At 62.8% G+C, this 12443-nt stretch carries 13 protein-coding genes; 3 read left to right on the top strand and 10 right to left on the bottom strand.

Features of this window, described 5'->3' with window-relative positions; genetic code table 11:
* Positions 1-103 precede the first annotated feature (103 nt).
* Genes ACA065_RS10195 through ACA065_RS10230 form a run of 8 tightly spaced genes read right to left on the bottom strand, consistent with a single transcriptional unit; the run spans position 104 to position 6260 of the window.
* Positions 104-1060, bottom strand: a complete 957-nt coding sequence (locus ACA065_RS10195) for a metal ABC transporter solute-binding protein, Zn/Mn family (RefSeq protein WP_497694379.1) — start codon at positions 1058-1060, stop codon at positions 104-106.
* Positions 1060-1959: a metal ABC transporter permease gene (locus tag ACA065_RS10200; protein ID WP_497694380.1), complete on the bottom strand. Its 900-nt coding sequence runs from the start codon at positions 1957-1959 to the stop codon at positions 1060-1062. Before ACA065_RS10200 ends, ACA065_RS10195 begins: the two co-directional genes overlap by 1 nt.
* Positions 1956-2702 carry a metal ABC transporter ATP-binding protein gene (locus tag ACA065_RS10205; RefSeq protein WP_497694381.1) on the bottom strand — a complete coding sequence of 249 codons (747 nt, stop codon included), beginning with the start codon at positions 2700-2702 and terminating at the stop codon, positions 1956-1958. Before ACA065_RS10205 ends, ACA065_RS10200 begins: the two co-directional genes overlap by 4 nt.
* A complete protein-coding gene (locus tag ACA065_RS10210) occupies positions 2699-3619 on the bottom strand; it encodes a metal ABC transporter substrate-binding protein (RefSeq protein WP_497694382.1) in 921 nt (306 codons plus the stop codon). The genes ACA065_RS10205 and ACA065_RS10210 overlap by 4 nt, the downstream gene beginning before the upstream one ends.
* Before the next feature lie 19 nt (positions 3620-3638).
* A complete protein-coding gene (locus ACA065_RS10215) occupies positions 3639-4199 on the bottom strand; it encodes a DUF6162 family protein (protein ID WP_497694383.1) in 561 nt (186 codons plus the stop codon).
* A complete protein-coding gene (locus tag ACA065_RS10220; protein WP_497694384.1) occupies positions 4196-4525 on the bottom strand; it encodes a hypothetical protein in 330 nt (109 codons plus the stop codon). The genes ACA065_RS10215 and ACA065_RS10220 overlap by 4 nt, the downstream gene beginning before the upstream one ends.
* Entirely contained in the window at positions 4522-5061 is a 540-nt protein-coding gene (locus ACA065_RS10225) for a PA2404 family protein (protein WP_497694385.1), read from the bottom strand. The genes ACA065_RS10220 and ACA065_RS10225 overlap by 4 nt, the downstream gene beginning before the upstream one ends.
* A complete protein-coding gene (locus ACA065_RS10230) occupies positions 5058-6260 on the bottom strand; it encodes a PepSY-associated TM helix domain-containing protein (RefSeq protein ID WP_497694386.1) in 1203 nt (400 codons plus the stop codon). Before ACA065_RS10230 ends, ACA065_RS10225 begins: the two co-directional genes overlap by 4 nt.
* Positions 6261-6550: 290 nt before the next feature.
* On the opposite strand from ACA065_RS10230, the gene leuC reads away from it, so the two are divergent.
* The 3 genes from leuC to ACA065_RS10245 all read left to right on the top strand — a co-directional run bounded on the left by leuC (position 6551) and on the right by ACA065_RS10245 (position 9904).
* Positions 6551-7969 carry a 3-isopropylmalate dehydratase large subunit gene (leuC, locus tag ACA065_RS10235; RefSeq protein WP_497694387.1) on the top strand — a complete coding sequence of 473 codons (1419 nt, stop codon included), beginning with the start codon at positions 6551-6553 and terminating at the stop codon, positions 7967-7969.
* Complete coding sequence (gene leuD, locus ACA065_RS10240) at positions 7966-8580, top strand: 3-isopropylmalate dehydratase small subunit (RefSeq protein WP_497694388.1); 615 nt, start codon at positions 7966-7968, stop codon at positions 8578-8580. Before leuC ends, leuD begins: the two co-directional genes overlap by 4 nt.
* Positions 8581-8653: 73 nt before the next feature.
* A complete protein-coding gene (locus ACA065_RS10245; protein WP_497694389.1) occupies positions 8654-9904 on the top strand; it encodes an MFS transporter in 1251 nt (416 codons plus the stop codon).
* 124 nt (positions 9905-10028) lie between these two features.
* On the opposite strand, the gene ACA065_RS10250 is transcribed toward ACA065_RS10245, so the two are convergent.
* Positions 10029-10943 (bottom strand): LysR substrate-binding domain-containing protein, encoded by a 915-nt coding sequence (locus ACA065_RS10250; protein WP_497694390.1) that lies wholly within the window; start codon positions 10941-10943, stop codon positions 10029-10031.
* 163 nt (positions 10944-11106) lie between these two features.
* Positions 11107-12411 carry a dicarboxylate/amino acid:cation symporter gene (locus ACA065_RS10255; RefSeq protein ID WP_497694391.1) on the bottom strand — a complete coding sequence of 435 codons (1305 nt, stop codon included), beginning with the start codon at positions 12409-12411 and terminating at the stop codon, positions 11107-11109.
* Positions 12412-12443 lie beyond the last annotated feature (32 nt).

The following is a 12443-nucleotide window of genomic DNA, read 5'->3' on the forward strand; positions in this document are numbered from 1 at the left end:
CTGCGATGCAGACACCTCGGTGTATCAGGCATAGCCAGGTGATGCTATCGCAGGCAAGCCAGCTCCTACATTTGAACCGAGCTCGACTGGAAGAGTCGCTCGCCTATGGCATCAGGGTTTTGATCACCTGATCCACATTGGTCTCCAACTCCGCCACCGGGTCCGCACTGTCGACGTTCAACACCAACAGCTGCGCACCACCTGCCGTCACCGCGGTTTTCACCGCTTCACTCGGCTGACGATGATGCAGCACCACGGCCACGTCGCTGTCCTTCAAGCTGGCCGTTAATTGCTGCAACGCCTCGGGTGTCCAGTCCGCATCAGGCCGTGCATCGGTGCTGGCTACTTCCAGGTTCAGGCTGCTGATCAAATAGGCGAAATGATCGCTCAGGCTGACCACGCTCAGGTTGTCCGCCTTTGCCAATCGCGCTTCGCTGTCGGCGTTGAGCTTGAGCAGGCGCTGCTTGAGGGCGGCGAGGTTGGCGTCGATCTTCGGTTTGGCGCTCGGCGCCAGGCGGCTCAGGTCAGCGGCCATCACATCGGCCATGCGGCCCATGTTATTGCTCGATTGCCACGGCTGGCTGTTCAAGCCATCGGTGCTGCCCGGCTGCACGGCGATACCCGGCAAGCCGCCGTCCACCGGGCGTGCGGCGTCTACTTCGACGATTCGGATATTGCTGCGCCGTGCCACGGGGTAGAGCGGGTCATCCGCCCATAATGAGCGCAGGCCGATAGCGGCGTCTGCCTCCTGGGCCAGGGTATTCAACGTCGGCGCGCCACGGCCGGTGAAGTAAGACACTTGCCGCGAGCCGGGCAGGTTGGCCGGGGCAGCGCGCTCAAGCTTCACGTCGGTGCCGTTGAGCAGTACCTCGGCCAAGCCGTAAGTAATGGGCAGCGAGGCCAGGACCTTGACCGGCTTTTTGGCTTTGGTCAGGGCGGCATGGCCAAGGCCTTGGTTGACTTTAAAGTCGTTGGGATTAAACCCGTCAACGGCGGCCAGCACCGAGGTGCTGATCAGGCAGGCGATGGCCAAGGCCAGTGGGCGAAAGACAGGGCGCATTATCCAAGATTCCCTTTGAGGCTGGGCACTGTGCCGCGCGCGATGGCGGCGAAGGCGAAGGCGATACCGGCGACCAGAATGATGGCGGCGCCGGACGGGACAGGCAGGTCGAAGATGATCGGCAGCAGAATGCCGCACAGCGTGCTCACCGTGGCGATCACCACCGAGACCCAGAAAAAACCTTTGAGCGATTGGCTCAGCAGGCGAGCTGCCGCTGCCGGAATCACCAACAGGGCGCCGACCAGAATGGCGCCGATCACCTTGACCGCGGCCACGGTGATCAGCGTCACCAGAATCACAAACAAATAGTCCAGGGTCTTCACCGCCACACCGCGTACCGCGGCCAGTTGCGGGTTGAAGCTGGCGAGCATGATGCGGTTGTACAGCGGCAGCGCCAGGGCCATCACCAGTGAGCCAACCACGGCCAGTACCAGCAAATCGTTGCCATTGACCGTCAGCACCGAGCCAAACAGCACGTTCTCGAGGATGTGCACGTTGATCTTGCCGGCCAGCGTCAGCAGCAGGCTCGCGCCCAGCGCCAGGGACACCGAGAGGAACACGCCAATCAGGGTATCCGGCGCCAAACCGGTGCGGTTGCGCAGGTAATTGAGCAGGATGCCGAACAGCAGGCAGTAGCCGAACAGGGCGCCATACGGCCCGGTGTAGGGTTCACCCAACAGAATGCCCACGGCCACGCCGGTCAACGCGGCATGCCCGACTGCTTCGGAGAAAAACGCAAAGCGCTTGACCACCACCAGCGTACCCAGGCCGCCCAGTACCGGGCCGATCAGTAAGCCGGCGAGCAACGCATTGACCACAAAGCCATAGGCCAGCGCTTCCGGCAGATACCCGGAAGACGCCCAGCCCTGGACCATTAAACGAAACGCTTCATAGCTCATTGCGCCGGGCTCCGGGGGTGGGTGGAGAACAGGGTCAGCAGGCGGTCCGGGGTCAGCGCCTCTTTTGGCGTGGCGTCGAACAGCACACGGCGGTTGAGGCCGGTGACGCGGTCGGCCAGGCGGCCAACGGCTTCCAGGTCGTGTTCGATCCACAGCACGGTGATCCCGGCCAGGCGCCAGTCGCTCAGCAGGCGTTCGAATACCTGGATGCCAGCTTCATCGAGCGCCGACATCGGTTCATCCAGCACCAGCAGGTGCGGCGCCGGGATCAGGCCCTGGGCCAGCAACACACGCTGACGCTCACCGCCGGACAACGCGCCCATACGGCGTTTACGTTTGTCTTGCATGCCGACGCGTTCCAGCGCCTCGCCAATCGCCCCGGCGTAATGCCTGGACAGGCCAAGGAACGCCGGGCGCCGCTGGCACATGGCGGCCATGAAGTCGTCGACCGTGATCGGCAAGCCCCGATCGAACTCCAGCGCTTGCGGTACATAGCCGACGGTGCCGGGCGTGGACGGCCATCGCAGGCGCAATTGGCCCTGGTGTGGCGTTTGCCCCAGCAAGGTCTTGATCAGCGAGCTTTTACCGCCGCCGTTGGGGCCGACCAGCGCGTGGATGCTGCCCGGCTGGACCTGGAAGCTCACGCCATCGAGGATTACCGTGCGGCCGAGGGTCAGCGACACCTTGTCGAACTCAATCGTCGGGCCAATGCTGGCCACCTTCAGTTGTTCCGCCGCCGTCATGCCCCCGACTCCTGAATCGCCCGCACCACGGTGTTGAGGTTGCCGGTCATTTCCACTTCGTACTTCTCGGGGGTGTATTCGCCGTAGGAGATGTGCGACAGCGGGTACAGCTTGACCCCGGATTCACGCTGGATGGTCTCGACGTAGGTGGACGGGAAATCCATCTCCGAGAAGATCACCTTCACATCGAGGGCGCGCAGTTCGTCGATGGTTTTTTTCAGCTGGCTGGGGCTCGGCTCGATACCGTGGGCCGGTTCAACCACCGCGGTGACTTCCAGGCCGAACTCACGCAGCAGGTAGTCGTAGGCCGCGTGCACCGTGGCCACGCGCAGGTCGGGGTTGGGCGCGCTGGTCAGCTTGGCCAGGGCGTCGGCGCGCATCTGGCGCAGGCGCTTGCCGTAGGCACGGGCGTTCTGGGTGTAGGTCTTGGCGTTGTCCGGGTCGAGTTTGCCCAGCTCGCGGGCGATGTTGTTGACCTGGGCAATCGATGCGCTGATCGACAGGAAGGTGTGCGGGTTAACCACCTTGCCTGCACCGCGTGCGGCATTGCCGGTGGCGGCCAGCAGCGGCACATTGGCGTTGGCCTCGATCACCGGGATGTCCGGGCGCTCGCTGGTGGCGATCATGCGGTCGGCGAAATCGTCATGGCCGACGCCGTTGAGCACGATCACGTCCAGCGTGCCGATACGCTTGATGTCTTCGGCGCGCGGCTCGTAGGCGTGCGGGTTGAAACCGGCCGGGATCAGCGGCACCACCTCGGCCTTGTCGCCGACGATGTTGGTTACGTAGCTGTAATAAGGGTGCAGGGTGATGCCGATGCGCAGGCGTTTAGCCGCCTCGGCATTCGCCAACGGTGCGAGCATCAGGCTGAACAGGCTGACCAGCAACACGCGTAACAGGGGAGATGAAATAGACATGGGCACTCGGTCTTCTCGGTCAGTGACGGTGCTGGCGGGTGACGCCTGCATCGAATTGCGCGACCACCTGCTGCCAGCCGGCCGCGATCAGCGCCTGGTCAGTGAGGTCGGAAGGGGCGGCGAGGTTGGCTTGGCGGTTGAGCCAGATATCCGGCTCGGCGCCGTGCACGCGCATCAGCAGCGAGCCGCTGGCACTGGGCGTCTGGCTCAGGCCCACATAGGCCGAAGGTTCCAGCAACTGCCAGCGATGGTCGCCTCGGCTGACCGAGCTGGCGTCCTGGGCAAACGGTGCGAAACCTTCTTCGGCCAGTTGCTCAGGCGTCGGCAGGGCGCTTTGCTCCTGTTGCAGCAGCTGGATCTCATCCAGGGTCACCCGCAGGTCGGCGTAGATGCCTTGCTCGGAGGCGCTGAGGTCGCGGCGGGCGTCCAACTGGTGGCTGGGCAGTGCAGCGACTTCCTGAGTTTCACCGTGCAGGGCGATCACCGAGCCGGCCACCGCCAGGATGATCAGGCACAGCAGCAGCACGTAGAGGGTTTCGTGGCCGGCGCCTGCCGGGCGTACAACCTGTGTCGTGCTCATTGAGGTGGGATATCCGCTTGGTCGATTTCCACCACGTGGCCGGGGCCTGCGTCAAACAGCACGTAGAACTCGGCCGCAGGCTTCTTGAAGGTCAGGGTCGAGTCCTGGCCCAGTTTGCCGGGCAGCAGGATGGTTTCGTCGTAGCCGATCACGTCCAGGGTCACACCTGGGGCGCCGCTGCCGTCGGAAAAGCCCCCGGTGCACTGGATCTGCTCGCCGGCGATCTCTTTGCATTCGCACATCGGGTTGTGGGCCAGGGCAACGGTACTGAAACCGGCGCCGAGCAACAGCGCGGCGCCGGCGCGGGTCAGGCGCTTCAAAGTCATGGTTTAACTCCTTGCTTGTTCAGCCAGGCAATGGTGGCAGGCGAGGCCTGGCTCAGCGGGATGGAACCCTGGTGCATCGTGCCGTCCCAACCTTCCATGGTGACCCACAGTTCGGCGTCGGCCGGCGTGCGTTCCGGCACCGGCAGGGCGGCGCCCATGCGGTACGGCGTGCCGAAGAAGATCACCCCGGCGGCGCGCAGGCTGCGCGGTTTGCCGATACGCAGGTAGGTGGCCTTGACCTGCTCGGCGCAGGTGTCGCACAGGGCGGCGTTGAAGAATTTCATCGGCCCGGCCGGGTCCGGGCGTGGGCCTTCATTGCGAAATTCGGCGAGTTTCAGGCTCCACGGCCCGACCTGCACGTCACCGACTACCCGCTCACCAATGCCGGTGTCGCCGCGAAACAACGCGGCATCGGCAAAGTACTTGGGCATGAACCCCAGCGGCACCAGCAACAGCAGGATGTTGATGTGGAACCGCCATTTCAGCCAAAAGGCGCGCAGCGGCGAAGGGGGTGTAGCGCGAGTGACCTTGCTCATGAGTTGGCCTGCGAAGTTTCAGCCTGCAGGGCGGGGGCGGCAGCCTGCGCACGCTGCGTCTTGGCTTCGCGCTTGAGGGCATTGAGCGTGGCCAGGGCGGTGCGCTTGGTCCAGATCAGCAGGCCGCTCAACACCATCATGCTCAGCACCAGGCCGAAGAACGCCCAGATCAGCTTGATCCACAGCCCGCCAAAGTCGCCGGTGTGCAGTGGGCGCATGGATTCGGTGACGAACTCCAGCGTCGAGCGGTCGGACAGCAAGTGTGACACCGCGATTTCGCCGTTGTAGGGGTTGAGTTGAGCGGTCTGGAACATCAGCGGATACCAGCCGCGCCCGCCGATTTGCAGGTGGCTGTAGGCATTGAGCGGCAGGAACACAAACGTGGCATCCAACCCGGGAATGCGTTGGGTGGCAATTTTGATGGCTTCGTCCAGCGCGATCATCGGCGCCGGCACGCCGGGCGCGGACATTGGCACTTTCTCGCGGGCAATCACCGGGACGATCGGTTCGCTGGAGATGGAAATTTGGTTATCCCCCAGGATCGCCTGGATCAGGAACCAGGTGCCGGTGATGGAAATCACCGCAATAAACCAGATTGACCAGATCCCGCTCAGGCGGTGGAAATCGCCCCAGAAGATCCGCGCGCCGTGGCGGATGCGCAGGGTAGGGCGCAGAAAACCCTTCCAGAAGCGTTTGTAGACCACCAGCCCCGTCACCAGCGACGCCAGCAACGGCAGGCCGAGCGCCGAGACCAGATACCAGCCCCAACTGAAACCATTGGTGAACGGCACCAGCCACCAGCCGTGCAGGGCGCGGGTAAATTGCTTGAAATCGAACGACGGGCTGATGCCCTGGATGGCCCCGGTGTACGGGTTGACGTAGACCTCCACGGAACGCCCATCGGGGTAACTGAGGTCGACACTGAGCGCGAAGTGCGTTTCGTCCGGGCGGATGATCGACTGCACAATCGCCTTGGGCTCGTCGCGTTTGATGGCGGCGATCACTTGGTCGAAGCTGAGCATTTGCGCGTCATCCGACGGCTTGCTCGCGCGAATATCCGGGTTGGCCAGCCAGACGATTTCCTGGCTGACCACTGCCAGGGTGCCGGTGACGCAGACGATCAGTACAAAAAACCAGATGGGCAATGCCAACCAGCTGTGTACGAGAAACCAGAGTTTTGAGCGTGACTTCTTCGACATGTGAATGAGGGTCTTGATCGGAGGGGGGCGAAAGAGGCCCGGAAAAGGCCGGTCGTAGCTTTTGCTGACGCGACGGGCTGTATCTAAGTTAAGACGGATGAGAATCAGAAATCCCTAAGCCGGATATGAAAGAAAATGTTTCAGGTTCACATTCACAGCGGCTTGAAGCGCTGATCGAACACGAAACATGTTCCAAGCCATCACCCAGGCGCCATTGATGGGGCGGGGCGGCTGCGTAGGATGGGCTTATGCCGTTGAGCCAGCCTCAAGAAACGTGAGCCCTAAGAAAAATGACTGCCAGAACCCTTTACGACAAACACATCGACTCCCACACGGTGTGCGCCCTGGATGACCAAGGCCATGTGCTGCTTTATATAGACCGCCAGGTGATCAACGAGTACACCAGCCCCCAGGCCTTCAGCGGCCTGCGTGAGGCCGGGCGCAAGGTTTGGCGCCCCGGCACGGCATTGGCGGTGGTCGACCATGTAAACCCCACCACGCCCAAGCGCATCGCAGCCATGCCCGACGCGGGCGGCGCGCGGCAAGTGTCGTACCTGGCGCAGAACTGCCAGGATTTCGGCATCGAGCTGCTGGACATCCTCGACAAACGCCAAGGCATCGAACACGTGATTGCCCCCGAGCAGGGCTTCATCCTGCCGGGCATGGTGATCGCCGCCGGTGACAGCCACACCACCACCTACGGCGCCCTCGGTGCATTCGGCTTTGGCATCGGCACCTCGGAAATCGAGCATTTGCTGGCCTCGCAGACGCTGGTCTATAAACGCCTGAAAAGCATGCGCGTGACGGTTGAAGGTGAGCTGGCGCCAGGCCTCACCTCCAAAGACGTGATCATGGCGCTGATCGGCAAGGTCGGCGCGTCCGGTGCCACCGGTTACGCCATTGAATTTCGCGGTTCGACCATCGATGCGCTGAGCGTCGAGGCGCGCATGACCATTTGCAACATGGCGGTGGAAGCCGGTGCGCGTGGCGCCTTCATGGCGCCGGATGAAAAAGTCTTCGCCTACCTCAAAGGCAAGCCCCGCGCGCCCAAGGGTGAGGTGTGGGAACAGGCACTGGTGGGCTGGCGCCAACTGCATTCGGACGCAGGCGCGGTGTTCGACCAGGAAGTGCAGCTGGATGCCAACACCCTGGAGCCGATGGTCACCTGGGGCACCAGCCCCGACCAGGCTGCGCCGATTGGCGCGCGTGTACCCGACCCGCAAGACGTCAGCGACCTGATCCTGCGCCAGGACATGCGCCGCGCCCTCAACTATATGGGTCTGGAAGCCGGCATGCCGCTCAGCGATATCGTGATCAGCCACGCGTTTATCGGCTCCTGCACCAATGCCCGTATCGAAGACCTGCGCGACGCGGCCAGTGTGGTGCGCGGCAAACACGTGGCCGAGCATGTACGGGCGATGATCGTGCCCGGCTCCACCGAGGTGCGTGACCAGGCCGAGGCCGAAGGGCTGGCGGCAATCTTCATCGACGCCGGTTTCGAATGGCGGCAGTCCGGCTGCTCGATGTGCCTGGCGATGAACGACGACGTGCTGGCCCCCGGCGACCGCTGCGCTTCCAGCACCAACCGTAATTTCGAAGGCCGCCAGGGCGCGGGTGCCCGCACGCACCTGATGAGCCCGGCAATGGTCGCCGCCGCCGCGATCACTGGCCGCCTCACCGATATTCGCCACTTTGGAGACCGCGCATGAGCCTGCAACCTTTCACCCTGGTTACCGGCAAAGCCGCGCCGATGCTGGCGGCGAATATCGACACGGATGTGATCATGCCCAAGCAATTTCTCAAAGGTATCGACCGCAGCGGCCTCGACCGTGGGCTGTTCTTCGACCTGCGCTTTTTGGCGTCGGGCGAGCCCAACCCTGAGTTCGTGCTGAACCAGCCGGCCTGGCAGGGCGCGAGCTTTATGGTGGTGGGGCCGAACTTCGGCTGTGGTTCCAGCCGTGAACATGCGGTGTGGGGCTTGAAGCAAATGGGCATCCGCGCGCTGATCGGCAGCAGCTTTGCCGGGATTTTCTATGACAACTGCCAGCGCAATGGGGTGTTGTTGATTACCCTGGACGAGGCGGTGTTGCACAAACTCGGGCAGACCGTCAGCACGCCTGCCCACGCGCAGATCAGCGTGGACCTGCAAACCCAGGAAATTCGTTTGGCCGATGGCCAGGTCATTGCATTCAAGATCGACACCCTACGCAAGACCGCGCTGGTGCTCGGCCTGGATGCAATTGGCAGCACGTTGCAGCGCCGTGAGCAGATCAAGGCCTTCGAGCGCCAACACTTGGCGGCCAACCCCTGGCTCAGTTGACACGCCCGGCGCCTTGGACTTAAGTGGGACCGACAAGGAAGTCGGCTCATTATAAGAAAAGGAAATTCCTGACATGGACGTGCTCAACGTTGATCTTGAATCAACGCTGTCGACCCGCAACGCACGCTTGATCATCTTCGCCCGTGGCGTCTCGGATTTTGGCGCATTCCTCAACATGGTGGCGCTGTCCACCTATGTCTATTGGCTCAGCCAAAGCGTGGTGTTCGTCAGTATTTTTCTGGCCTGCCGCGTCACCGGCGGGATTGTCGCCAGCCTGTTCGGCATCCCGTTTTTCCGGCGCTTCGCGGGGCGCAGCACCTTGGCGGGGCTTGACTTGGCCCGGGCGCTGTTGCTGACGCCGCTGCTGCTGTTGGTACCGGCGCATCAACTGAGCGTCCTGCCTTTCATCGCATTTGGCATTGGCGTGTGTAATTCATTGTTCGCGATTGGCCTGAACAGTCAATTGCCAACCTGGGTGGCACTGGAGCAGCGGGTGAGCACCAATGCCTGGATCACCTCGGCGGCGGCCACCGGCGCGGTGTTTGGCAGTTTGCTGTCCGGGCTATTGATCGCCACGGGAGGCTTTGAGGCGGTGTTTGCCGTGAATATCGGCACCTACGTATTGGCCGCCGGCCTGATCCTGCCGTTGCGCGCTTTGTATTCGGTGGCCGTTGCCGCGCATCGCGGGCTCTCAGCCGAATGGCGCGAGCTGACCCAAGGCCTGCGGGGCGCCCCGGTGCTGGCGGCGATGCTGTTGATCAGCCTGCTCGACACCCTCGGCAGCGCGGCGCATAACGTCGGCTGGCCGGTGCTGTCGCAGTACATTTCGCCGGACACGGCCAAGACCGTCATGGGGTATCTGCTGGCGGTCTGGGCATGTGGCAAGTTCGTCGGTGCGCGAATCGCCAGTACGCTGTTGAAACGCCGCGGCACTCAGGCCATGGAAGGCCTGTTCATGCTGGGCGTGGCGCTGATGTCCAGCGGCTTTATCCTGACCTTCCAGCAAACCGAGCTATGGCTGGCACTGCTGTATGTGGTGTGGGCCGGGCTGGGCGATGGCGTGTCCGAGGTCGCGCTGGTCTCCCGCGCGCAAAGCGAGCCGGATAGCTTGCGCCTGCCGCTGTTCAGCTTATTGACCCTGATTCAGATGGCCGGCTTCGGCGTGGGCATGCTGGTGGTCGGGCCGTTCTACCTGACGTGGACGCCGGCGCAGGTGATTGTGTTGTTTCATGGGGTGCCGCTGACGGCCTTGCTGGTCATGACTGCATTGCTTGGGTACAGCGCCAATCGACGCGGTGCAGTGTGCGAAGACAAACGTTGTTGAAGCCTCCCACACGCTTACTGCCAACCCCACACCCCTGTGGCGAGCGAGCTTGCTCGCGTTGGGCTGCGCAGGGCAAGCCTGCTCGCCACAGGGATGAGCAGCACGATTAGCACCCGCCGCCGCGTCAGATCGACAACCCCTTGAAGTGCTCCTGCAAAAACTCCACACAGGCTCTTAATTTCCCGGAGTAGGCCAAGCGTGTCGGGTACACCGCCCATACGTTGGCGCTCTGGGTGTAGGCGTGCAGCACCTGCACCAGCTTGCCTTGTTCCAGCAACGGCTTTACGTCCCACATCGAGCGCAGCAATACACCGCGCCCGTCCAGCGCCCACTGCAATACGATTTCGCCATTGTTGGAAGACAGTGGCCCGCGCACGCGCACGCTTTCGGGGGCGCCATCACGCTCCAGGTTCCAGATGCCGAAGGCGTTGTCGCGCTCTTTGAGCACCAGGCAGTCGTGCTGTTCCAGGTCACTTAACTGCTGTGGCGTGCCGCGCCGCTTGAGATAGGCCGGCGCGGCGCACAGTACCCGACGATTGCTCACTAGGCGCCGGCCGATGTGCTGGCCGGGAATGTCATCGCCCACGCGGATCTCCAGGTCGAAACCTTCGCTGACGATGTCCACCACGCGGTCGAACAGGTCCAGGCGGATCTCCAGGTCCGGGTACTGTTCGGCCAGCAATGACAGGGCCGGCGCCACGTGGTTGCGGCCAAAGCCGAAGCTGCTGCACACATGCAGATGCCCGCGCGGGCTGTCATGGGCGTCGCTGAGTTCGTCGGACAGTTGCTGGAAGTCTTCGAGGATGCGCACGGCCCAGCGCTGCACCCGTTCACCGTCTTCGGTCAGCGCAATACGTCGGCTGGTGCGGTGCAGCAGGCGGGTGGCCAGGGTGGTTTCGAGGATCTGGATGCGCTTGCTGACATACGCAGGCGACAGCCCCAGCTCATCGGCGGCGGCGGCGAAACCCGCTTTGCGGATCACGGTCAGGAACACCCGCAGGTCTTCGGGTAGGGGCACGGTATCTTTCTTATTAGTCATCAGAAACAGGCATGGCGACATGAGCCGCCAGAATAGCACCGGTGTGGCGAGGGAGCTCGCTGCCGCTGGACCGGGCTGGTGCTTCAGTGCGCAGCGCTCCCATGTTTTTTGGGGCCGCTGCGCAGCCCAGCGGGAGCAAGCTCCCTCGCCACAGGGGATGGGTTTACTCGGCGGCGATCTTCGCCTGCGCCGCAGCGCGTGCATGGCGGCCATGCTTGAGGGCGATGGGCGCCATTTTTTCGCGGTCCAGCTCGCCTTCCCACGCGGCCACCACCAAGGCGGCGACGGCGTTGCCGATGATATTGGTCAGTGAGCGGCATTCAGCCATGAAGCGGTCGACGCCCAAAATCAGCACCATCGCCGCCACTGGCACGGTCGGCACCACCGCCAGGCTTGCGGCCAATGCCACAAAGCCCGCACCGACCACGGCGCCCGCGCCCTTGGAGGTAAGCATGGCCACCGCCAGCAAGGTCAGTTGTTGCTCCAGTGGCAGGTGCGTATTGGTCGCCTGAGCCAGGAACAGCACCGCCAACGTCATATAGATGTTGGTGCCGTCGAGGTTGAAGGTGTAGCCGGTCGGCACCACGATGCCCACCACGCCTTTGGATGCGCCGAGGCTTTCGAGTTTCTGGATCAGTTGCGGCAGCGCCGACTCCGAGGAGCTGGTGCCGAGTACGATCAACAGTTCTGACTTGATATAGCCCATCAACTTGAAAATGCTGAAGCCGGCGTAACGCGCGATGCTGCCCAACACCACCGCGACAAAGAAAAACGCGGTGATATAGAAGGTGCCGACCAACTTCAGCAGCGGCAGCAGCGAACCCACCCCGTACTTGCCGATGGTGAAGGCAATGGCGCCGAAGGCCCCGATCGGGGCGACGCGGCTGATCATGCCGACGATGCGGAAAAACACTTCGCTGGCCTGGTTGATAACGCCCACCAGTGGCCGCGCCTTTTCGCCGACCATTACCAGGCCCAGGCCGAACAGTACGGAAATAAACAGCACCGGCAGGATTTCGCCCTTGGCGAAGGCATCGAAAAAGGTGCCCGGAATAACGTTCAGCAGAAAACCGGTCACGCCTTCACTGTGCTGCGCCTGGCCGACAAACCCGGCGATGGCCGAACTGTCCAGGGTCTTCACATCGATATTGAAGCCCACGCCGGGGTGCAGCAGGTGCGCGGATAGAATGCCGATCAGCAGGGCGATGGTGGAGACGATTTCGAAGTACAGCAGCGCCTTGCCGCCAACCCGGCCCACCTGTTTCACATCGTGCATGCTGGTGATGCCGGAAACCACCGTGCAGAAGATGATCGGGCCGATGATCATCTTGATCAGTTTGATAAACCCGTCGCCCAGGGGCTTGAGGTCGATGCCGACTTGCGGCCAGACGTGGCCGATCAACACGCCCAGCGCAATGGCGATGAGCACCTGTACGTACAGGGTTCCCAGCAGTTTTTTGAGTGTCATTGTTATTATCTCAATCGTTTTTTGGGCAAGCA

The organism is Pseudomonas sp. LBUM1640 (assembly GCF_059716225.1).